Origin of the sequence: Clostridium hydrogenum (genome assembly GCF_021432385.1) — a bacterium.
Lineage (GTDB): Bacteria > Bacillota > Clostridia > Clostridiales > Clostridiaceae > Clostridium_S > Clostridium_S hydrogenum.
The window spans coordinates 93398-116886 of record NZ_JAEACT010000002.1 but is presented as its reverse complement, the minus strand read 5'-3'; the positions used below and the strand labels follow the sequence as shown (position 1 = coordinate 116886).

At 30.7% G+C, this 23489-nt stretch carries 23 protein-coding genes; 13 read left to right on the top strand and 10 right to left on the bottom strand.

Annotated features, from left to right (window positions below; genetic code table 11):
• The first annotated feature begins 228 nt into the window (after positions 1-228).
• From CUEA01_RS00610 to CUEA01_RS00590, 5 genes are read left to right on the top strand one after another with little or no spacing between them, the layout of a single operon-like run.
• Positions 229-864, top strand: a complete 636-nt coding sequence (locus CUEA01_RS00610) for a TetR/AcrR family transcriptional regulator (RefSeq protein ID WP_234117202.1) — start codon at positions 229-231, stop codon at positions 862-864.
• Positions 845-1597 (top strand): HlyD family secretion protein, encoded by a 753-nt coding sequence (locus CUEA01_RS00605; protein ID WP_234117201.1) that lies wholly within the window; start codon positions 845-847, stop codon positions 1595-1597. The genes CUEA01_RS00610 and CUEA01_RS00605 overlap by 20 nt, the downstream gene beginning before the upstream one ends.
• A gap of 15 nt (positions 1598-1612) precedes the next feature.
• Positions 1613-2395, top strand: coding sequence for an ABC transporter ATP-binding protein (locus tag CUEA01_RS00600; protein ID WP_234117200.1), 783 nt, complete (start codon positions 1613-1615; stop codon positions 2393-2395).
• A 2-nt stretch (positions 2396-2397) separates the two neighbouring features.
• Positions 2398-3534, top strand: a complete 1137-nt coding sequence (locus CUEA01_RS00595) for an ABC transporter permease (RefSeq protein WP_234117199.1) — start codon at positions 2398-2400, stop codon at positions 3532-3534.
• Between the two features lie 30 nt (positions 3535-3564).
• Positions 3565-3792 (top strand): DUF2164 domain-containing protein, encoded by a 228-nt coding sequence (locus CUEA01_RS00590; protein WP_329603920.1) that lies wholly within the window; start codon positions 3565-3567, stop codon positions 3790-3792.
• A gap of 347 nt (positions 3793-4139) precedes the next feature.
• Here the strand turns inward: CUEA01_RS00590 and CUEA01_RS00585 are convergent, their stop codons facing one another.
• Both CUEA01_RS00585 and CUEA01_RS00580 read right to left on the bottom strand, forming a co-directional pair.
• Positions 4140-5414, bottom strand: a complete 1275-nt coding sequence (locus tag CUEA01_RS00585; RefSeq protein WP_234117198.1) for a M56 family metallopeptidase — start codon at positions 5412-5414, stop codon at positions 4140-4142.
• Positions 5415-5433: 19 nt separating this feature from the next.
• Entirely contained in the window at positions 5434-5802 is a 369-nt protein-coding gene (locus CUEA01_RS00580; protein ID WP_234122092.1) for a BlaI/MecI/CopY family transcriptional regulator, read from the bottom strand.
• Positions 5803-5996: 194 nt separating this feature from the next.
• On the opposite strand from CUEA01_RS00580, the gene CUEA01_RS00575 reads away from it, so the two are divergent.
• Positions 5997-6338, top strand: a complete 342-nt coding sequence (locus tag CUEA01_RS00575) for a GerW family sporulation protein (protein WP_234117197.1) — start codon at positions 5997-5999, stop codon at positions 6336-6338.
• A 132-nt stretch (positions 6339-6470) separates the two neighbouring features.
• Here the strand turns inward: CUEA01_RS00575 and CUEA01_RS00570 are convergent, their stop codons facing one another.
• The gene (locus CUEA01_RS00570; protein WP_234117196.1) at positions 6471-7511 is read right to left on the bottom strand and encodes an aminopeptidase; all 1041 of its coding nucleotides are present in this window, start codon (positions 7509-7511) and stop codon (positions 6471-6473) included.
• A gap of 160 nt (positions 7512-7671) precedes the next feature.
• Here CUEA01_RS00570 and CUEA01_RS00565 point away from each other — a divergent pair, with 160 nt between their 5' ends.
• Both CUEA01_RS00565 and CUEA01_RS25075 read left to right on the top strand, forming a co-directional pair.
• A complete protein-coding gene (locus CUEA01_RS00565) occupies positions 7672-8073 on the top strand; it encodes a hypothetical protein (RefSeq protein WP_234117195.1) in 402 nt (133 codons plus the stop codon).
• A 16-nt stretch (positions 8074-8089) separates the two neighbouring features.
• Positions 8090-8638, top strand: coding sequence for a metalloregulator ArsR/SmtB family transcription factor (locus CUEA01_RS25075; protein ID WP_234117194.1), 549 nt, complete (start codon positions 8090-8092; stop codon positions 8636-8638).
• Between the two features lie 72 nt (positions 8639-8710).
• Here the strand turns inward: CUEA01_RS25075 and CUEA01_RS00555 are convergent, their stop codons facing one another.
• Positions 8711-9982, bottom strand: a complete 1272-nt coding sequence (locus tag CUEA01_RS00555) for an ATP-binding protein (protein WP_234117193.1) — start codon at positions 9980-9982, stop codon at positions 8711-8713.
• Positions 9983-10138: 156 nt separating this feature from the next.
• Between CUEA01_RS00555 and CUEA01_RS00550 the strand changes: the two genes are divergently transcribed.
• A complete protein-coding gene (locus tag CUEA01_RS00550) occupies positions 10139-10717 on the top strand; it encodes a serine/threonine-protein kinase (protein ID WP_234117192.1) in 579 nt (192 codons plus the stop codon).
• A 633-nt stretch (positions 10718-11350) separates the two neighbouring features.
• Here the strand turns inward: CUEA01_RS00550 and CUEA01_RS00545 are convergent.
• Positions 11351-13474, bottom strand: coding sequence for a sodium-translocating pyrophosphatase (locus CUEA01_RS00545; protein ID WP_234117191.1), 2124 nt, complete (start codon positions 13472-13474; stop codon positions 11351-11353).
• Positions 13475-13878: 404 nt separating this feature from the next.
• Here CUEA01_RS00545 and asnS point away from each other — a divergent pair, with 404 nt between their 5' ends.
• From asnS to CUEA01_RS00530, 3 genes are all read left to right on the top strand, one after another.
• Complete coding sequence (gene asnS / locus CUEA01_RS00540; protein ID WP_234117190.1) at positions 13879-15270, top strand: asparagine--tRNA ligase; 1392 nt, start codon at positions 13879-13881, stop codon at positions 15268-15270.
• A gap of 280 nt (positions 15271-15550) precedes the next feature.
• A complete protein-coding gene (locus CUEA01_RS00535; RefSeq protein WP_234117188.1) occupies positions 15551-16243 on the top strand; it encodes a lysoplasmalogenase in 693 nt (230 codons plus the stop codon).
• 68 nt (positions 16244-16311) lie between these two features.
• Positions 16312-17076 (top strand): nucleoside phosphorylase, encoded by a 765-nt coding sequence (locus tag CUEA01_RS00530; protein ID WP_234117186.1) that lies wholly within the window; start codon positions 16312-16314, stop codon positions 17074-17076.
• Positions 17077-17582: 506 nt separating this feature from the next.
• Here CUEA01_RS00530 and CUEA01_RS00525 read toward each other — a convergent pair.
• The 4 genes from CUEA01_RS00525 to proB all read right to left on the bottom strand — a co-directional run bounded on the left by CUEA01_RS00525 (position 17583) and on the right by proB (position 20676).
• Positions 17583-18173 (bottom strand): Uma2 family endonuclease, encoded by a 591-nt coding sequence (locus CUEA01_RS00525; RefSeq protein WP_234117184.1) that lies wholly within the window; start codon positions 18171-18173, stop codon positions 17583-17585.
• A gap of 148 nt (positions 18174-18321) precedes the next feature.
• Positions 18322-18573 carry a hypothetical protein gene (locus CUEA01_RS00520; protein ID WP_234117183.1) on the bottom strand — a complete coding sequence of 84 codons (252 nt, stop codon included), beginning with the start codon at positions 18571-18573 and terminating at the stop codon, positions 18322-18324.
• A gap of 29 nt (positions 18574-18602) precedes the next feature.
• A complete protein-coding gene (locus CUEA01_RS00515; protein WP_234117181.1) occupies positions 18603-19865 on the bottom strand; it encodes a glutamate-5-semialdehyde dehydrogenase in 1263 nt (420 codons plus the stop codon).
• A 1-nt stretch (position 19866) separates the two neighbouring features.
• Complete coding sequence (gene proB / locus CUEA01_RS00510) at positions 19867-20676, bottom strand: glutamate 5-kinase (protein WP_234117178.1); 810 nt, start codon at positions 20674-20676, stop codon at positions 19867-19869.
• A 260-nt stretch (positions 20677-20936) separates the two neighbouring features.
• Here proB and proC point away from each other — a divergent pair, with 260 nt between their 5' ends.
• The gene (gene proC, locus CUEA01_RS00505; RefSeq protein WP_234117176.1) at positions 20937-21749 is read left to right on the top strand and encodes a pyrroline-5-carboxylate reductase; all 813 of its coding nucleotides are present in this window, start codon (positions 20937-20939) and stop codon (positions 21747-21749) included.
• A gap of 41 nt (positions 21750-21790) precedes the next feature.
• On the opposite strand, the gene CUEA01_RS00500 is transcribed toward proC, so the two are convergent.
• A complete protein-coding gene (locus tag CUEA01_RS00500) occupies positions 21791-23293 on the bottom strand; it encodes a DUF3369 domain-containing protein (protein ID WP_234117173.1) in 1503 nt (500 codons plus the stop codon).
• Positions 23294-23489: the final 196 nt, after the last annotated feature.

The window sequence follows — 23489 nt, the reverse complement described above, 5'->3', positions numbered from 1 at the left end:
AAAAATATATTTGGTGGGGACATTAATGTGAATAAGTTTTAAGATATTAACAAGAATTTGTGAGTTGTTCACAATAATTGTGGATAACCCTGTGCAAACTGTGCATAATTTACTGAAAATTTATAAAACTCGTGCAATCTATAAAAAATTATTTGACTTTATCCAAGACAGGAATATAATAATAAGTGAGTACTCACTCATTAATAAAATAAGTGGAGGATAAAAGTTATGGTAAGAAAAGCAGCAGAAAATAGAGAGCAGGAAATACTGGATGCAGCAATTAAGATTTTTTCTGAAAAGGGATATAATGCGGCAACAACAAGTGAAATTTCAAGAGAAGCAGGTATAGCTGAAGGAACTCTTTTTAGATATTTTAAAAATAAAAAAGCTTTACTTGCAAAAATAGTAATACTTTCTTCAAAAACTATAGGTAAAAATATTATAACAAAGAGAATCGGAAAAATACTAGAGGAGAGTAAGGATAAGGAGTTAAAGGAAGTATTAAAGTTAATAATTTTAGATAGAATTGATTTGCTGGAAAAGAATAAGGAGATTTTTAAAATTGTTGTTACAGAAATTCAGTATCAGGAGGACTTAAAAGAAGCATTTAAGGAAAATATAATTTTAACAGCTAAAGATATGCTTTTGGAGTATATTGACAAAAGTAGACTTAAAGATCAGTTTAAGGATGTTAATCCAATGATTGTTGGAAGAACGGTTGTTGGAATGGTAGCTGCATATGTAATTCAAAATTCAATTTTTCCAGAACTCATAATTATGGATAAAGAAAAGCAAGTAGAAGAAATGGTGGAAGTATTTCTAAATGGAATAGTTAAGAAAGGTGATGAAGATAATGAAAAGTAAAAAAGCATTAGTTGCAATTATAGGAATTATGTGTTTTAGTTTGACAGCATGTGGTGCCAAGAATGCAGATAATAACAAATACACAGGTACAGTAGAATGTAAAAGCACTTATATAACTGCTGAAGTTAGTGGAAAAGTTGATAAATTAAATATAGAAGAGGGAAATGAAGTTAAAAAGGATGAGGTTATTGCTGATATAAATTCTGATGTCTACAAGCTTCAAAAAAATCAGGCAGAAGGCGGACTTGAAACTGCCAAAGCTAATTATGATAGTTTACCAGAAAGTGCAGATGATAATAAGAAAAATCAATTAGATGGATTAGTAAAGCAGGCACAGGCAGCAGCAGATTTAGCAAATTTAAACTTAGAAAAGTGTGAGGTTAAGAGTCAGAAGAGCGGAGTTGTTTCAGATGTACTTGTTAATGAGGGAGAAATGGTTCAGCAGGGAGGTAATATAGCAAAGGTGCTTGATACTGATAATAGGTATATAAAAATATATGTTGAACAGTCTAAACGTTCTGATGTGAAATTAAAGGATAAATTAAATTTATATTACAATGACAAAAAGGTTGGAACAGGCGAGGTTACGTTTATATCCCCAGAAGCAGAGTTTACTCCTAAAAATACTGAGACAAAAGAGGATAAGCAAGGAATGGTTTTTGAAGTTAAAGTTAAACTTTCAAACAATTTAGCATATACTCCAGGAACACTTATGGATGTTGAAATCAAATAGACAGGGGGGATATAGATGGATGCCATACAAATAAAAGGGTTAACTAAAAAGTTTGGAAATTTCACTGCTGTAGATAATATAAGCTTCAATGTCCCTAAAGGTAAGGTATATGGGTTTATCGGACCCAATGGCTCTGGAAAATCTACAGTTATAAAAATGTTATGCGGGGTTATGACACCTACTGATGGAACTGCATATGTGCTTGGACACGATGTTAGAAAAGCTAAAGCTGAAGTAAAGGCGAAAATAGGCTACATGTCTCAGAAGTTTAGCTTGTATGAAGATTTGACAGTAGATGAAAATTTAAATTTTTATGCTGGAATCTATGGTCTTAACAAAAAGGAAAGGGATGAAAGAAAAAAATATATTGTCAGTATGGCGGGGTTAAATGGAAGGGAACACAATATTACAGGCAATTTATCAGGAGGATGGAAACAGAGGCTTGCTCTTGGATGTGCACTTATTCACAGACCAGAGATATTAATTCTAGATGAGCCAACTTCGGCAGTTGATCCAGTATCTAGAAGGATATTTTGGGAAATGATATTTACCCTTGCAAAGGAAGGCATAACAGTTCTTGTCACAACTCATTATATGGATGAAGCAGCCAGTTGTGATATGCTTGCCTTTATATTTAATAGTAAGCTTATGGCTACAGGTACTCCACAGGAGCTAATAGAAAAAGAAGGCGTTAAAAATGTTGAGGATGTATTTATAAGGTATGTAGAGAGAACTACTAATGAAAAAGTAGAGAACTCCTTTGAAGAACTTAAAAAGATGATAGGAAAGGGGGAATAAAAATGAATATGCAAAGGTTTCTTTCAATAGTAAAAAAAGAAATAATTCAACTTAAACGTGATAAAGCAAGCTTTGGAATTGCTATTATGATGCCAATAGTAATGATACTTTTATTTGGATACGCAGTTAATACGGAGCTTAGTAATATTTCAATGACAGTAATTGATCAAAGCAATACAACGGAAAGTAGAGAACTTATACAAAGCTTTCAAAACACAGGATATTTTAATATAGTGTCAAGGGAACACAGCATTGATAAGGTTACTAAAAGCATTGATGAAGGTAAGATTCATTCAGCATTAATCATTCCTGCTGATTTTAGTACAAAACTTTTAAATAAAGAAAAGGCAGAAGTTCAGCTTTTAGTTGATGGTTCAGATCCAACCACGGCTAGAACAGTTTTTAGCAGTGGTGTTTTATCTGGTCAGCAGTATGGAGCAGCAAAACTTCAACAATTAAATGAAAAAGTAAATGTTAAAGTATCAAATGCAGGTGTTAATGTTAATACAAAGGTACTGTACAATCCTGATTTAAAAAATCAAAATTTCACTATTCCAGGTTTAATTGGTCTTATAATGCAAAATATAACTATACTTTTAACGGCTTTTGCTTTGGTAAGAGAACGTGAAAGAGGCACAATAGAGCAGCTTACAGTATCACCGCTTAAATCACCAGAGATAATCTTTGGTAAACTAATTCCATATATTTTTATAGGTTTTCTTGATTTCTTATTTTCGCTTGTATTGGGGCTTGTTTGGTTTAAGGTGCCGATAAATGGAAGTTTACCGCTGTTACTGATTTTAGGTGTTGGCTTTGTAATATGTGCTCTTGCTATAGGAATTTTAATATCCACAATTTCAAAAACGCAGCTTCAAGCCATGCAGCTCACAATATTAGTGTTGCTTCCAAGTGTTCTTCTTTCTGGTTTTGTTTTCCCAATAGAAGCTATGCCTAAATTTGTTCAAATTATAAGCAGCATACTTCCTTTAACCTACTTCATCGATATATTGAGAGGAATTATAACAAAGGGAGTGGGATTAGAGTATCTTATTAAAGATGTAGTTTGCCTATTTTCTATAGGAGGAATATTGCTTATAATAAGTATAGTTAGATTTGCAGTTAAACCGTACAATAGTTAAAGTAATTCAAATTAAGGAGGATCATAAAGAGTGTACGATAAATTTGAACTCAACAAAGAAAAAAGAAATAGTATGATTAACTCAATAAGAGAGTATTTTCAAAATGAAAGAGACGAGGAAATGGGTGAACTTGCGGCAGGGCTAATATTAGATTTTTTCATGGAAGAGCTTGCGTCGGAATTTTACAATCAAGGGGTGCAGGATGCTTATAAATATATGAGTGATAGACTTGAAGATGTTTTTGAAATAGAAAAATAGCGAAATAACAATGCTTCGTCACATTAAAAAAAATCCTATAAATCTAAGACTAAAAAATTGTAAAATCCTAAGATATTTCAATAACTCGCTGGGAAAAATGCTCAGACAATTGAAATATCTAAGGATTTTACGATTTTTTAGTCAAGATTTATTAGGATTTTTTTAAATCGTTCCTTCAGCATTGTTATTTCGCTATCGCGGTATTATAAGGAAAAAATTCCTCCGTGCCTACGGAATTTTATGTTTGAAATTTTTGTAGAACATTATCTGCAAATAAAATATTTATAGCAAATTTGGTTATTTTGTAATGTTTATAAAATTAATAAATAAATAATTCTTTAAATTATTTAATTATCAACTTCTATACGAATGATGTCAGATGGATCAGGGGTTTTATTTGTTTTTTTGCAATCAAATTCATACATTTCTTTTATAGCTTTTGGAGCAGTAGAGTAGGTGTAGCTTGTAAAAGGTCCTTTAGGCGGTGTTAAATTTATTGCTGAAGTAGCAGCTACATAATGAAATTTCATGTTGCTTGATTCTTTTAATTCATTGTAAGCAACTTTTGAAAAACAATAAGTGTATACATGCGATTTTGTATTTGGCAAATTTGTTTTAGCAGTAAGTGTTTTTTGTGTAGCTATGCTGGTATCAGCAGCAAAGGATTTAAAGCCCATAAAAGAACTTCCAACTATTAAAGCGGCTAAAGTTCCTATTAATATTCCCTTCTTTTTTATCTTTAAATTAAACATATTTTCTATTCTCCTTTTTAATATATTTTTATTGCTATTGAAGCCTGTCATGATGTTATTTTCTATAGTGAAATTTTTGCTTAACTTTATTGAATTAACTAATGTATTTGCGTAAAGCTTTCTATTTTCTAAATTTGAATTTTTAAGCATAGCTTCATCACAAGCAAGTTCACAATCAGAATTTATAATTTTGCACATCACATAAACTAAGGGATTAAACCAATGAATAATTGATGTTATTGTTAACAAAAATTTATATACCAAATCATGCTTTTTAAAATGCATAAGTTCATGCTTTAAAATCCAAGTTAATTGATCATCGGTATAATTTATTTTAGGAAGTAGTATTTTAGGATTAAATAATCCCATGCCAAAGGGAGTGCTAATATTGGGACAATATTTTAAAGAAATTTTATTTTTTATTTTTAATTCACAGACTAATTTTGAATATATGTTTTTTACATTATTATCAGTAACTACATATGAAAACTTACTTATTTTTTTAGTGAATTTAAAATAAGAATAAATATAATAAAGTGTAAAAATCATTATGCCAGTTAACCATAAACAAGCAGCTATTTTACTTACATTGTAGGTAGAAACTGTAGAAGCATTAGTTTTATAAGTAATGGGCATGTTGTATGAGATATTAGTAGTTTTAATTTTAAAGGAGGAATTACCCATTGGTGAATAAAGTTTTTTAGGTAAATCTAATGTGATTTTAAAAGGAATAATTAGTTTTATAACTATAGGCAGCCAGATATAGTAGGCAAAATTTTGTGTGTACCTTTTTAATATGAGTTTTCTCAGAATTACAATTAATATAATTCCGATACTGCCTATTAGTGATGCCTGTAAAATCTTATTCATTAAAATACATATCATAGTATCACCTGTTTTTAATCCAGTTTTCTAATTCATCTAAATCTTCATCTGTAATGTCATTAGTATCATGCAAGGTTGTGATGAAACTTTTAAGTGAGCTGCCGTGAATTTTTTCGAAGAAAGTACTTGTTTCCATTTCAAGGTAACTTTTTTCACTAACAATAGCTGTGTAATAGGTAACTCTTTTAATTTTTTCAGCAGTTATAAAGTTTTTTTCTGTAAGTCTTTTTAATAGTGTTAAAGTTGTTGTATTTTTCCAAGCTTTTTTGTCTTCCATAATTTCAATAATTTCTTTAGATGATATTTTTGATTTACTGTTCCAAATAATTTTCATAACCTCTAGTTCTGATTCCGGAATCTTTTTTAACATAATGTATAACCTCCTTTAATATTATTCTACTATTGTAGAATAATAAAGTCAAGGTTCATTTTACAATTGTAGAATAATATTATAAGGTTAGATTTAGATAAATAAATTATGATATTAGGTTAAATATATATTTTATGGATATAATTAATAGATAAAAAGGTTAGGGGATATAGACGGAATTCATGGAGGAATTTGAGATGAGAGCAAAGAGAGATTTAGATGATTTATTTACAGGACTTGAAGAATCCTTAAAAACTGAAATAATTGTGGGAAAACCCATAGTTATAGGGGAAGTTATATTAGTTCCAATAAGTAAAGTTATTTTAGGCTGTAGCATGCCAAATGGCGGAAGCAGGATTATTCACAATAATAAAGTGAATAGTGAATTTAGTGCTGGTGCTATGATTAGTCCAAATGCCATTGTAGTAATAAGAAACAATGGGGTAAATACTCTACCTGTAAATGATAAAATCAATTTAGATAAAGTTCTTAAAATGGTTCCTGAGATAGTATCTAAGGTAAAAGCTAACAAAAAATAGATGTTAGCTTTTACTTTTTTGATCTAGTTTCACTAAAGATAAACCACTGTGAAACTTGAAATTTATTTGTACCAAAATGCCGTCTTCTGGGCATTTTGGTACACATGAATTTTAATAGTTGAACTGGTTTATCTATATTACTAAAATTCCGTTTTCGATAACAACAATCTCGTCAATTTTCAATTCATCAGGTTTAAATACAAAATCAGCATGAAAAGGACAATTATTTTTTCCACCAAACATAATATTCATGCCTAAAGCTATATGAGCAGTACCAATACATTTTTCATCGGTTAAATCAAGCCCAATTAATTTTTTAACATGTTTATTAAGACCTATGCCAAGTTCACCTATAGTGTCTGCATTTTCAGGAACATTTTTAAAAAATTCCAATACAGCCTTCTCAGAAGAAGCTGAAACTTTCCCATTTTTAAATCCTAATGTTACATTTTCATAAGAATTATCTTCTAATTCTATTCTTGGTAATAGAATTTTTCCGTTAGCACTTTCTTCTATAGGTGCTATATAAATTTCACCACAAGGCATATCACCAGTGCCATCATCCTTGAACCATTGTCTATTGCCAAGATCAAAGCTTAGTGTATTAATTTCATCCGTTGTAATGGTTACAACTTTTTTATTATTTAGTTTGTTTAATAGATTGCTAGAAGTTAGCTTTAATTCTGAGTAATTTATATTATAAGCAGCCAATAAAGTTTCATTATAAACTGCAACTTCAAGGCCAGCTTCAACTGCGTTTTGTTCAGTAGGCACCCGTAATTGAATTAATTTTTTTTCAGATGAGCTAACAGTACTAAATAAGTTTCTCATGTGATTTTTATAAGCTGCAGTTTTGTCTTTAGGAAAATCTTTATGAGCTATTACAGGCGTATACATGCAAATATCAATTATTGTGTCAGCTAATCCAAAAACTTTAAAATAATTTTCGGGAAACTCTAAATTTTCGTTTGTTACTTGTGAAAAATAATCTTTTAGATATTCTCTTGAAAATTGATGCTTAATTGGTATTCCGCCTATTTTTGCAATTTCTATAGCAAATTTATCAAGAAAATCAATATCCTTATTATCTCCCCAAAATTGAAGCAGAACAATAGAACCTTTTTTTATTTCAAAAGCACTAACTAGGTTAGGCAAAATATTTAGAAACTCCATTAAAAAAACTCCTTTATAATTTTATTTCGATAATTATCAAGTTAAATTATAGATATGGAATTTCAAAAAGTCAATATGATTTGATATATATAGAATTAAATTGACATTAAATGTTTTTATGAATATAATGATAGCTATAGGATTGATTTGGAGTGATATTATGAAAAAACATGAAATGCTAAAAAAAGAGTATTTAGAAATACTAGATGATAAAATGAAATCAACAAATAAAAAGGAACTGGAACTTAGGCAGGAAAATTTTATTGATGAAGGTAATATGAAGAAAATAAAATATAATATTATTGATATTTTTGTAAAGATGTTTAATGTAAGTTATAATAAGGTTTATGGTAAAAATGTAATAGATGAAATTAATAGTTATAATGAATTTTACTTAACGTACATGAATTTTTTTGAGAAGATACCAGCTTCGTGGAAAGTTAAGGCCGAAAAGGACAAAAAATTCGATATGACTAAGGAATATATAATAGAAAAAATTAAACTTGACACGATGGAGGAAGTAAAATCCATTTTTCAGGTATGCTATGACAAGCGTTTATAGAATGGAAGTGTAATTCGTGGAAAAATCAATTTTAATATTTAAATGCCTTGCGGACCAATCAAGAATTAATATAATAAATAATTTAATTGAAACACCAATGTATGTTGAGCTTTTGGCAGAAAGACTTAAGTTGTCTCCTTCTACTGTATCATTTCACTTAAAAAAGCTTGAAGAAGCAGGAATGGTATATTCAAATAAAGAGCAGTATTATGTTATGTACTATATAAATAAAGAAATATTTAATTTGAGCTTGCTTGACCTTGTTAAAACCAATGCAAGTGATGAAAGTATTCAAGAAGAAAGAGAAGAAGAGTATAGAAAAAAAGTTGTAGATTCTTTTTTTCAATATGGAAAGCTTAAATCACTGCCAGTTCAGCAGAAGAAAAGAAGAATTGTACTTGAAGAAATTGTTAAAAACTTTGAGCATGACAAATTATATATGGAAAAAGAAGTGAATATAATAATTGCAGATATTAATGATGATTTTTGTACTATAAGAAGGGCACTTATTTCAGAAAAGCTCATGGAAAGAGAAAATGGTGTTTACAAACGCACTAATACTTAAATCAAAGTTAGCTAACATAAACGTTAGCTAACTATTTTGTTAGATAGTTTTTGAATTACAATTGGTTTATCTTTATTCAGCTAAGGAATTTACAAATTGCTTAGCTGTTCTTCCAGAACGTCCATTTTGGGATGCAGCCCATTTTACAGCTTCACTTCTTAAGTTTTCAACTGAAATATTTAAATTTTGCTTTTTAGCTAATTCTTCTACTATCTTAAAATATTCATTTTGACTAGGAGTTATATAAGTTAGTTTTATTCCAAATCTATCTGAAAGCGATAGCTTTTCATTTACTGTATCGGAACTGTGAATTTCTTCACTATCTTGGTTTCTATCTCCCCAGGTTTCTTTAATTAAATGGCGTCTATTTGAGGTTGCATAAACAAGAACATTTGAAGGAAGTTTTTCTATTCCGCCATCTAGGAAAGATTTCATTTGTTTATATTCAATTTCACCTTCTTCAAAAGAAAGATCATCTATAAATATAATAAAATATTTTCCGCGGCTTTTAAGCTCCTTAAGTATGTCAGGAAAGCATAAAAGTTGACTTTTAGTTATTTCAACAAGTCTTAAGCCACTTGAATAAAATTCTGTTACAAGGGCTTTTACAGAAGAAGATTTTCCAGTACCTCTTGAGCCTATTAGAAGTACATTGTTGGCAGTATGACCATTTACAAATGCATTTGTGTTTTTTATTAAGGTTTCTTTTTGATAATCATAGCCTATAATATCCGAGAAGGTTAAATAGTCATAATCTTTAACTGGAGTAAGACCATTTTCCCATCTAAAGGCTATAGCATTTGACATTTCACCAGAACCTACTTCAAAGTAATATTTTATAATTTTTTTAAGCATATATTCTGGTGATGAAGAGTTAATTATAGAATTTAGTTTTTCGTTAAAGAGTCCTATAGATGGTTTATTTAAAGTAGGAATATAATTTTCAAACAATGTGTAATCTTGATCAAATGCAGTCCCTATATTAAGATTTAATAAGGAGTATAGTATTTTTATATCATTTAACGCAGTGAGGTAAAGACACTTTTCTATGGACATTTCGTATTTTTCACAAGCTTTAGTAAAGTAGTTTTTGTAGTTTACTATGCAATTGCCTATGTATGATTTTAATAAGTTACCGCTAAGCCCATAATTCTCAGCAGCGGAAATTAATTTTGAACTCAATTCATAGTACAAGCTATTTATTTTCTCTCTATCATGTTTTTCACTGAAGCTTTCATCAAGAAAGTTTTTTAATAATGATATAACAGGATCTTTTAAAATATCCCTATAAATAATTAGTTTGTTTAAATATTCACCACAGTCATCGAAAGGTAGAATTTCCATTTGAGCACCTCCATTTTTATATTATTATAAAGTAATATTTTTAAGTAGTATATGAATATATTAAATTTTACGAAAAATTATGTAATTTTAAGTTGAATATATTAAAGTGAAAACATATTATGATTAATAATAGTAATTAAATATGGAGTGGATTACATGAAGCAAAAGCATGTAAGGGTGAATAATAATTATAATTTTAGTTATTGCAGGTTATTGGGTAAAGGGCACAATGGAGAGGTGTACAAATTGCCAAGTGGCGAAGCTATTAAGGTTAGTTATAATGATTATGCATTTGTTGGGGAGTGTAACATATTAGAAAGAGTAAATGGTAATAGGTATTTTCCGGAAGTGTATCAAGTTGGAAAGGATTACATTATAAGAGAGTGCGCTGATGGAGAGGTTTTATCAAAGTACATTAGAAAAAATGGAATGAGTGAAGAACTAGCATGCAGAATTATAGATCTTCTTAAAGAATTTTATAAGCTTAAATTTAAAAAAATTGATATACGATGCAGGGATATAATTGTTCAACCAGATGGACAACTTAAAGTAATAGATCCTAAAAAATGTTATTCCAGAGAAAGGGATTTTCCAAGACATTTATCTAAAGGATTATATAAATTAGGAGTATTAGATTTTTTTATTGAAGTATTAAAAGGATATGATGAAAAATTATATAAAATGTGGAGCGGAAAAATAAATAGGTACATTGAGAGCAAGAAAAAAGTCATGTAAAATTATTGCGAAGTAAGTGCAGTCCAGGATATTAAATAAAATTAATAAAACTAAGAGCAAAATATTTAAAAGCCTAAGATGTTTCAATAACTCGCTGGGCGCTCAGACAATTGAAACATCTAAGCCTTTTAAATATTTCACTCTAAGTTTTTTTAAAATTTTATTTAAACCATCCTGAACTACACTTACTTCGCATTTACAGGGGTTTAAGGTGAAAATTCCTCCGTGCCTATGGAATTTTGGTGTAGTGCAAGGAAATGGTTTTTAAATTGTTATGATTATTGTTTTGAGTTACAAAATAATTATATATTGTGAAACAAAGATGTAGTGGGTTAATCAAAGAACATTTGGTAGGAGTAGGAAAAAAATGATGTTAGGGAATAGTGGCGAAAAAATTTCTAAAATAAAATTCTATAAAACTTAGTGGAAAATTTTTTAAAGATTTAGAGCTTTAGATTGTCTGAGCGTATTTTTGCGAGTTATCGAAAGCTCTTAAGCTTTAAAAAATTTGCCGCTTAGTTTTATTAATTTCATTTAGGATTTTGAGCCGCTATTCACTAACATCATTTTTCTACGCCTACCAAATGTTCTTTGATTTTGCACTACACTTTGTTTATCAATATTTAAAAAGTTTTATCTAAACAATGATATAAATACCAAGGTTAATGTGCTTACGAGTTTTATCAAAACGTGAAGTGAAGGACCTGCAGTATCTTTAAATGGATCACCAACAGTATCGCCAACAACAGCGGCCTTGTGTGCTTCTGAATTCTTACCGCCATGTTCACCTAGTTCAATAAGTTTTTTAGCGTTATCCCAAGCACCACCACCGTTGTTTAGGAATAATGCCATTATAACACCTGCAATTGTAGTTACGAGTAAGAATCCACCAGCAGCTTCTTTACCGAGAAGAACTCCTACTAGTATAGGGGTTAATATAACAATAACTCCTGGCAAAACCATTTCTTTTAAAGCACCTTTAGTTACGATATCAACGCACTTTGCATAATCTGGTTTTGCCTTACCTGACATTATTCCAGGTATTTCTTTAAATTGTCTTCTTACTTCAAGAATAACATATTGAGCAGCATTTCCAACGGCTCTAATGGCAGTCGAACTAAATAAGAATACTATCATGGCACCAATGAAGCCACCAATAAATACTTCTGGTTTTCCGAGATCAATAGCAAACCATGAGTTTAGTGGTTTACCAAGTATCTTTTTAACTTCATCTAGATAAGCGGAGAATAACAAGAAGGTTGCAAGAGCAGCAGAACCAACAGCATATCCTTTTGTTAAGGCTTTAGTTGTGTTTCCACAAGCATCAAGCCTGTCAGTTATAACTCTAACCTTTTCAGGCGCACCAGACATTTCAGTTATACCACCAGCATTATCAGTTATAGGTCCAAAGGTATCCATAGCAAGGATATAAGCACAGCTAGAAAGCATTCCCATTGTTGCTATAGCAGTTCCATAAAGTCCTGCATTAGCAGTTCCAGGAAGAGCAGCTTCACCAAGCTTGTAGGCTATAAATATTGCAAGTGATATAAAGATTACAGGAAGAGCGGTTGATTCCATTCCAACAGATACACCTTTTATAATGTTAGTTCCAGCACCTGTTTCACAGGCATTTGAAATTTCTTTTACAGGTCTCTTATTTATCGAAGTGTAGTAATTAGTTGTCCAAACAAATATGAAGCTTAATACTATTCCTGTAACAACGCATCCATAAAGAATCCAGAAGTTAACATTATCATTTTTACCATTTAACATGAATTTTGTTACAAAGGCTAATAGTATTAAATTTAATACAGAAGTTATGACAAATCCGATTTCAAGTGATTTCATAGGGTCATCATTATCATTTTTTACTTTGACTAAAAATACACCAATTATAGATGAAAGAATACCTAGTGCACGAGCGACTAAGGGGAATAGGATACCTTTTATACCAAAGATAGGATATAAGGCGACTCCTAATATCATAGCACCTATGTTTTCAGCAGCAGTTGATTCAAAAAGATCAGCACCTCTTCCAGCACAATCGCCTACGTTATCACCAACAAGATCGGCAACTACGGCAGGGTTTCTAGGATCATCCTCAGGTATTCCAGCTTCTACTTTACCAACAAGATCAGCACCTACATCAGCAGCTTTTGTGTATATTCCACCACCGAGCTGTGCAAATAATGCAACAAAAGAAGCACCAAATCCAAAACCTACAATTAAAGATGGAGCCTCTTTGATTAAATTGGCATCACTTGAAGCACCACCATATAGTAAGAATAGAGTGGCTACACCAAATAATGATAAAGTTGTAACTGCAAGGCCTGTTACAGCTCCGCCTTTTAGTGCTATTTGAAGAGCTTTGTTAAGACCTTTTTTAGCACTAGCGGCAGCTCGTATGTTTGAATTTACAGCCATATACATTCCTATATAGCCTGATATTGCAGAGCATAAAGCACCTATGATGAAGGCAAAACCAGTATGAATTGCTATACGCAAAGCCTCGCTTGAACCCTTTGACGAATTTCCGAAATAGTTTGCTAAAACGATTACGATAAGAGCAAAAATAGATAAAAGTGCTATTGTTTTATACTGCCTTTTTAAAAAGGCCATTGCACCTTCTTTGATAGCATTTGAAATTTGCTGCATATTCTCTGTACCCTTGTCCTGCTTAAATATAAAGTTAGCAAGGTATAGAATAGCTAAGATAGAAATACATATAACACCATAAATTATACAATATGAAACCATGACATACACCCCTTTATTAAATTATTTAATATTAGTGCACACAAAATTTCTGTAACAGTATTCACCTCCCTTTAAATTAATTGTATAATTGGTACATACTAATTATACACCCTGTATAAATCATATGCACTACAAATTGTAAATATTATGTAATTTAGTAAATTTGCAATATTAGGTAATTTTAAATGTACTTTTTATAATTAAGTTGACATACGGCGGTGTTGTGATATTATAATTCGTGTAATAAATAATTTTAATTATAAAGAATGATTTTCTGCTGAAGCAGAAAATCTTAAAATAATAAATTACAAGATTTTTCGTAGTGTTAACGGAGGAAAATCAACATTCACTGTACTCTATCATCTGTACTTTGAATCAAATTTTTAATTATTGGAGGAAATAAGATGGAAAACACAGTTATTAAGCAGATTTATGCCTCACCTGAGAATTATTCAGGAAAGCAAATTAAAATTTGTGGTTGGGTTAGAACAATAAGATCATCAAAAGTATTCGGATTTATGGAATTAAATGATGGAAGTTTCTTTAAAAGCATTCAAGTAGTTTTTGAAGATAAACTTGAAAACTTTGATGAAATTTCAAAGTTTATTATAAACTCAACAGTTGGAGTAGAAGGAGAACTTGTATTAACTCCAGATGCAAAACAGCCTTTTGAAATTCATGCATCAAAGGTTACTTTAGAAGGAAAATCAAATACAGATTATCCACTTCAAAAAAAGAGACACACACTTGAATATTTAAGAACTATTGCGCATTTAAGACCTAGAAGTAATACATTTTCAGCAGTATTTAGAGTACGTTCTTTAGCAGCATATGCAATACATAAGTTCTTTCAGGACAGAGATTTCGTATATGCAAATACACCTATTATAACTGCCAGTGATGCTGAAGGTGCTGGAGAAATGTTTCAGATAACAACTTTAGATTTAAATAATCCGCCTAGAAATGACAAGGGTGAAATTGATTATACAAAGGATTTCTTTGGTAAGAAGACAAATCTTACAGTAAGTGGTCAGCTTTCTGCTGAAACTTTTGCACTTGCGTTTAGAGATGTATACACTTTTGGACCTACTTTTAGAGCAGAAAATTCAAATACTGCAAGGCATGCGGCTGAGTTCTGGATGGTAGAGCCTGAAATGGCTTTTGCAGAATTAAAAGATTACATGGATGTTGCAGAAGAAATGGTTAAGTACATAATAAACTACGTTATGGAAAAGGCACCAGAAGAGATGGAATTCTTTAACAAGTTCATAGATAAAGGTCTTTTTGAAAGATTACATAATGTAGTAAACAATGAATTTGGAAGAGTACCTTATACAGAAGCAGTTGATATACTTCAGAAATCAGGGGCAGAATTCCAATATCCAGTTGAATGGGGAATAGATCTTCAAACTGAGCATGAAAGATATTTAACAGAGCAAGTATTTAAAAAGCCTATATTTGTAACAGATTATCCTAAGGATATAAAAGCCTTCTATATGAGAATGAATGATGATAACAAAACTGTTGCAGCAGCAGACCTTCTAGTTCCAGGAATAGGAGAAATTATAGGAGGAAGCCAAAGAGAAGAAAGACTTGATGTTTTAGAAAAGAGAATGGATGAATTAAAGCTTAACAAAGAGGATTACTGGTGGTACTTAGAGCTTAGAAAATACGGAGAAACAAAGCACGCTGGTTACGGACTTGGCTTTGAAAGAATGATAATGTACTTAACAGGAATATCTAACATAAGGGACGTAATACCATTCCCTAGAACCACTGGAAGTGCTGAATTCTAGCATTGAAAAATTTCATAAGTAATATTAAATAAGACAATAAAAACGGGTTGATATGAGAACCCTGCAGTTATACAATTCAGTTGTTAATAGATAACTGGTAACACTGTTATATGCTTTAAAATAGTAGCAACCAATTTGGATTGGTTGCTACTATTTTTTTGAAATTTTATTTACAACAATACATTCATATCAATATAATTTCATCGTAATAAGGGTAAGAAGATAAATATAGTATTAAAAGCATATATTAAGTATAAGTAATTTGTGAGAGGGGAATAGTATGTTTTTAGGATTAAAGTTTTGCAAAACTAAGTTGATATTTATTTTTCAATTAATAATTCTTATGGTGGGAATAATATTAGGCAAGGGCAGAGAAGTGAATCAATATGCGGCTATGCTAGTAAGTTGTATATTTTTTATAACCTCATGCTATTTATGGCTGAAAAATAGAAGTGTATATAGTAAGTATGTATCAAGAGGAATGTTTTTTTGCTTTCTAGGAGATTTGATATTAGCAAAGTTTATTCCTGGAGGTATTGCATTTGGTGGCAGCGCGTTTGCAATTGCTCATATACTTTTTATAATAGCATACGTTAAAACTATAAAGGAAAAGAATGGTTCTGTATTTAATAGTGGATTTTATATAAGCGCGGCAATATACTATATAGTCCTAATAAGCTTGTGGAGTTTAAAATTTAAAGACATGCCAAGTGCAGGAATACTTAAGTTTGGAAGTTTAGTATATGGAATATGTATAACAACTATGGCTGCCATGGCAGTATCACTATACAAAAATCAAAAACAATATTTAAAAGTTGCAATTGGAGCAGTATTTTTTATGTTTTCTGATAGCTTTGTAATTATAAGTGAAACTACAACAATTGCTTATTCCAGCATTATAATATGGACAACTTATATAATTGCTTTATATGGTATAATTTATCATAATAACATTAAAACCTTTGATAAATAATATTATAAAAGTATTTTGGGGTAAGTGATATCAATAGCTATAATGAATTTAGAAAGAAGGCGAGCATATTGGAAAATATTCTAAATGATTTTGATTACGATAAATCCGCAATTCTTGAACCAAGCATGATGGTAAAAAAGTCTGATAATTTTCCTAAAGTTGCAGTAGGTACTTTTTCAGGAAAGTTATTTGAAAGCTTAAAGGAATGGGACAATGTTGAGCAATTAGGCGAGATTACTTCTGCGAATGGGGCAGAGCCAATTTATAAAATTGTATATAAAGGTGAAGCAGTTGCAATATTTAAAGCATTTGTTGGTGCACCATCCTGTGCGGCGGCTTTTGAAGAAATTATAGCAATGGGTGTAGAAAAAATTGTTTTATTTGGTTCGTGTGGAGTATTAAATCATGAAATAGCCGATGGACACATTATTGTTCCTACTTCTGCTGTACGTGATGAAGGTACAAGCTATCATTATCTTCCAGTTTCAGAAGAAGTAGAATTAGAAAATAAATCTGTTGATACTGTAGTAAATGTTTTAGATAATTTAGGATATCCATATGTTTTAGGAAAAACGTGGACTACGGATGGAGTATACAGAGAAACAAAAGCGAAGCTAGAAAATAGAAAAAAGAGAGGCTGTATTTGTGTTGAAATGGAATGTTCAGCACTGGCAGCTGTAACTAAATTTAGAAATGTAAGATTTGCACAATTTTTATATGCAGCAGATAATCTAGATTCACCTAATTGGGACATACGAGGACTTGGAAAACACTTATTATCTCAAAAAGAAAAATTACTTGTAGTTGCATTGGAGTGTGCAATAAAACTTTAGAAACAGAGTACAATGTTGGGGATGTTGCACAAAATTATTTTATACACAATAATTAAAGATTGCGAACAAAGGTGTAGTGCAAAACCAAATAACAAGGGACAGGTACATTAAAAATAATGTGGTCTACGGGTATCTCGAAATCTTAAATAAAATTAATAAACCTAAGTGGCAAATTTTTCGAAAACTTAAGAACTTTCAATAACTCGCTGAGATGCTGCTCAAACAATTGAAAGTTCTAAAGTTTTCAAAAAATTCCCAACTAAGGTTTATACAATTTTATTTAAAATATTTTTTCGACACTCGTATACCGCATCATTTTTTAATGCACCTGTCCCTTGTTATTTTGATATTTATACAACACCTTTATTTCCAATGTTTAAATAAGTTTGTATTATAAAATTTGGGCGCAGGAACTTTTGATAGATATTAAAAGCTTGCACTACACCTTTGTTCGCAATAATTTTAAATTATATATTAAATAATCTTAGTGCGTCAGTCCAAATCTTTTATTTTCTTTGATCTAAATCTAATTTATTAAAATCAATTTCTAAATTATCATATATTGAAACATTTATTTTATCCTTAAAAGTATAGCTTTCAGGAGCTGCATATTGATTATTTTCATCAAGCTTATATACTAGTATAGTTTTCTTCATAGGATTAACTATCCAATATTCACGTATTTTATAGTGGTCGTATAGATTTAATTTTCTTATATAATCACTATTAGGATTAAATGGTGATACCACCTCAATAATCATGTCCGGTGAGCCTGTGCAGCCTCTATCTGTAAGTTTATTTTTGTCGCATATAACTGAAATATCTGGTTGAACTACATTTTTATTATTAGAAGCTTCTTCATCTTCATTCTTCAATATTACATCAAAAGGTGCAGGATATACCTTACAATTTCCATTGTTATGTTTAATATAATTTCGTATTTCAGCAGAAAGTTCCATTATAATTTCTTGATGTATTCTTGTTGGAGCGGTAGCCATATTATATATATAACCATCTATAATTTCAATACGTTTGCCTTCAGGAAAAGTTATATAGTCAGAATAGGTATATAATTTATCTTCAGCAGTAGTACTCATTTTTTAATCGCTCCTTTACAATCGAATTAAAGATAAACCACTTGAAACTTGAAAATTAATTTGTATCAAAATGCCGTCTTCTTGGCATTATGATGCAAATTGATTTTGGTAGTTGAAATGGTTTATCTATAAATGTTAAGAGATAGCATTATTGTCCCATTCCCCGTAAAATCTGCTTTGCTATAGCATCTGCATCTAAATTGTCATCTACTTCAAGTTTAACATATTGACATTTGTCTCTTGCTTCGCCAGTTAAATAAACTATTTCACCAGTTGTTTCATCAATTTTCTTTAAAACTCTAGCAGTATCTCCCTTCTTAACAAGAGCTTTTCCGCCTTTTTCAAGAGCAATATAATGATCCTTTTGAAATTTGATAATTTGACCTATTTTAACCTTCATTAATTTACCCCTTCTTTCTATAAATAAGTTTATTCTCTAATTTGCCCATTTCCGTATATTATATATTTAAGTGTTGTAAGTTCATTTAATCCCATAGGGCCTCTTGCATGAAGCTTTTGTGTACTTATTCCTATTTCACCGCCAAAGCCAAATTGTCCTCCGTCAGTAAATCTAGTTGAAGCATTTATATATACAGCAGCAGCATCGACTTCTGCTAAGAATTTTTGAGAAGTGAAATAGTTATTTGTTATTATTGCTTCTGAATGTTTAGTACCATATTTAAATATATGGTCTATGGCAGCATCCACAGAATCAACAACCTTCACAGCTATAATTAAGTCAAGAAATTCTACTTTAAAGTCTTCTTCTGTTGCAGGAATAATTTCAACATTAGTTACTATTTTTTGGGTTACCTCGCAGCCACGTATTTGAACTTTATGAGCTTTCAAGGTTTCACACATATGAGGTAAAAAATCCTTTGCTATGTCCTTATGAACGAGTAAAGTTTCCATGGCATTGCAGACAGATGGACGCTGTACCTTTGCATTGATTACAATATTTTCAGCCATGGAGAAGTCAGCATCTTTATCAACGTAAATGTGGCAGTTGCCAACACCGGTTTGTATTACAGGAACAGTTGAATTTTCAACTACATTCTTAATTAAACCAGCTCCACCCCTAGGAATGATTACATCTATATACTCGTTTAGTTTCATCATTATATTAACAGCTTCTCTGTCAATAACATTAATAAGCTGTATGCTATTTTCAGGAAGACCTGCCGCACAAGCTGCTTTTGTTATGACCTTTGTAATTGCGATATTTGAATTTATGGCCTCTTTTCCGCCTCTTAATATAACGGCATTGCCGGATTTTATACATAAAGCAGCAGCATCAACGGTTACATTTGGTCTTGCCTCAAATATTATTCCTATAACTCCCAAAGGGACTCTTACTTGACCAATCTGAAGGTCATTTGGTCTTTTCCACATCTTTACTACTTCACCAATAGGATCAGGCAAGGCAGCAGTAGCTTTTAAACCTTCTGACATTTCAATCAATCTTTTTTCTGTAAGCGTAAGCCTATCTATAAAGGCTTCTGAAATTCCAGCTTCTTTGGCATTGGCAATGTCTTTTGCATTTTCGGATATTATATAAGCTTTGTTTTCTAAGATAGCATCACTCATCATTAAAAGAGCACTATTTTTAATATTTGTGTTTTCATAGGACAACTTTTTAGCTGCAATTTTTGATGCTTTGGCAAGATTTATTACATATTCCCTTAAATCCATATTAATTCCTCCAATTTTTGGATAAAAATAATGTTCCTTCATTATTAAAATTAAGTAAACTGATAATTACATTTTGTTTTTCTCCGTTGGCAATTATCATTGAAATACCAGCTTCTGTTGCGATTTTTGCTGCCTTAACTTTAGTAAACATTCCACCAGTACCGAGGCTAGAACCAGCGCCGCCAGCAGAATTTTCTACTTCTTCTGTTATTTCTGGCACTTCATTTATGAGAAATGCATCTGGATTAGTTCTTGGATTACAGTTGTACAAGCCATCAATGTCAGATAGCAGAATTAAAAGGTCAGCACCAATTAGAGAAGCAACATGAGCTGATAGTGTATCGTTATCACCAAATTTGATTTCTTCTACTATTATGGCATCATTTTCATTTACTATTGGTATAACTCCACTTTTTAATAATTCAGAGAATGTATTTTGAGCATTTGAGAATCTCTCTTCATTTGTTAAATCTTCTCTTGTTATTAAAATTTGTGCCACTGTTTGACCGTATTCAGAGAAAAACTTTTCGTAGGTATGCATGAGTATGCCTTGACCTACAGCTGCTGATGCTTGTTTTTCTGGAATGTTTTTAGGCTTTTCTTTAAAGCCAAGTTTTCTAAAACCTGCACCTATGGCTCCTGAAGTTACAAGAACAACTTCCAATCCACGATTGTTTAAATCTGCAATTTGACGTGCTAGATGTTCTATTCTATATAAATTTAAAAGTCCATTTGGATGAGTTAAAGTTGAACTTCCAACCTTTATTACAACTTTTTTTATATCCTTAAGATATTTTTGCCTATTATTCATAATTTTATAGTTAAGCAAGAGTCTTGCATAAATATTAGCTGAGATAATAATATTATTAATATTTGCAAATACTACTTAAATAACTCAAAGCCTCCTTATATTATTTGAAATTTGATTTATAGTTTATTTTCTTTTTATATAATTGGGTTTAACTTGGTATATGTTTCTATTTTTTTAGTGTATAATGAAAATAGTATATATATTCATTTGTTTTTAAAATTATAGCACAAAAAATTGTGAATTTTCAAGGAGTGGTAATTTTGAATAGAAGAATAGGCTTCATCGGATGTGGAAACATGGCACAGGCAATGATAATGGGAATAGTAGGTTCAAACATTATAGCTGCAGATAATATTATGGTAAGTAATCCATCGGAGGAAAAATTAAATTTTATAAAAGATAAGTGCAAAGTACATATAACTACTGATAATAAGGAAGTTGCTGTAAATTCAGATATATTAGTGTTAGCCGTAAAACCTAATAAGTATAGTGAGGTAATAGATGAGATCAAAGATGAGATAACTTCAAAGACTATTATAGTAACAATTGCAGCTGGTATATCCTTAGACAAAATTAAATTGATGTTTAAAAAAGAGGTTAAAGTTGTAAGGACAATGCCTAACACTCCTGCACTAGTTGGGGAGGCAATGACAGCTTTATGCTATTCTGAAGAGTCAGTTTCAGAGGATGAAGTTAAGGTAGTAAGAAAAATTTTAGAGAGTTTTGGTAAAACAGAAGTTATAGATGAAAAACTTATGGATGCAATAACAGGGCTTAGTGGTTCATCACCAGCATATGTATACATGTTTATTGAAGCTATGGCAGATGGTGCTGTTCTTCAAGGGATGCCAAGAGAAAAAGCCTACAAAATAGCAGCACAATCGGTTCTTGGAGCAGCAAAAATGGTTTTGGAAACAGGAAAACATCCGGGAAAACTTAAGGATGAGGTATGTTCACCAGGTGGTACAACAATTGAAGCAGTGTATACACTTGAAAAGAATAATTTTAGAGCTGCAGTTATGGAAGCAGTAGACAAATGTACGGAGAAATCTAAAGAAATGTCAAGAAAATAGAATCCGAAAACTTAATCAGAGTACAGTGTCTGTACTCTGATTTAAATGTCCGAGAATTTATTTCTTATAAAAAGGATTTCATCAAAGTTAGCAAAAAAAATATTTACGAGCTCAGGGTCAAAGTGTTTGCCACTTTCATCCTTTAATAGTTTTAAAATTTCTTCCATTTTCCACGCACTTTTGTATACCCTTTTACTATCTAGAGCATCAAATACGTCGGCAATTGCTGTTATCCTACCGTATAAGTGAATATCCTGTCCAACAAGGCCATAAGGATAACCAGTGCCATTGTATTTTTCATGGTGTTCTAGTGCAATTATAGCTGCCGCTTTCATAAGTCTTTTGTTTGATTTTTTTAGCATATCGTAGCCAATTCTAGAATGTGTTTTCATGATATTAAATTCTTCATTAGTTAATTTGGAAGGTTTGTTTAATATTGAATCTGGTATAGCTAATTTTCCAACATCATGCATAGGAGAAGCCATACGTATTATTTCAGCATCTTTTTCAGACAAACCGCATCTGAGTGCTAATAGTTTAGAGTATTCAGCAACTCGTTTTACATGATGTCCAGTTTCTTTAGAACGGGCTTCAGATATTTCACCTAGCGTAAATATTATTTCTCTTTCTGTTGTTTCAAGTTCGTTATTTAAATACAGGGTATTAAGAGCGGCGGAGATGTTTGTACATAAAACTTCTATTAAATCGATAGTAATTGAAGAAAGCATATGTGGAATTTCATAGTATATAATATACTCTAAATTATTTTCAGTATTAAAGTAAATGATAAAATGATCATCAAGGTACTTATTTTTTTTTGCTTTCAGAGTTTCATTTAGTTCTTTCGTGATTTTGGGGCTTATGCTATTTTTGGAGGATAGTGAAGAATATTTACCAATACCAGTTATAAAACGAAAATTAGAATGAATTTTTTTAGCCATAAAACATGAAGAAGTTTCAGTAAACATATTATTATTTAAATGAACTATAGAGGATAGCTGTACTAAAACTTTAAAGGCTAATTTTTTTATGGATTGGAGCTCAAAAAATACAGATGAGGATTTTATTATTTGTTCAAGTCCCTTTTTACTTTCATTTATATCACTTAAATCTTGAAAACATCTGAGGCACGTTAAAACTGAAGTTATAATTGTGTCATCATTTAGGTTAATGTTATTAATAAAGCAATTTATATCATATTCCATAGCAAGTGTGCTAGAAGGATTAGTTGCCGTAAAGTCACTTTTTAGTATGATGCGCACAGTTTTATTTTGCAGTACATTTCTAATATAGTGTATAAAGTTTAATTTATAGTTTTTTGTATCAGTAGAAATGCACTCTAATCCTAAGATAATTAAAGCAGTATCTGGGTTATTTATGATAAAAAGCTTACATTCTTCTACAGAATATGTGCTAACAATATTAAGGGGAATATTATTGAACTTTACCGTAGCTAATATTTCTTTTAAATGTTTGTGATTAGAAAAACTTTTATCTACAATCAATATTTTTAAAGGTGAACTATTGTTAAGTTTTTTACACAAATAAATCTCTCCTATCTAAAGATAAATTATATAGGGTTAGCTTTATGGTTAAAGTTTTGCAGAATATTATGGCAAAATTTGATTTATAAGATAATATTAATACAATTATTTGGGGTTTTCAATATAGGAGCATGTGAAAAATATAGAAAGTGGTGAAGTAGTTAAAATTAATAATTTGATGTATAATTATAGAATG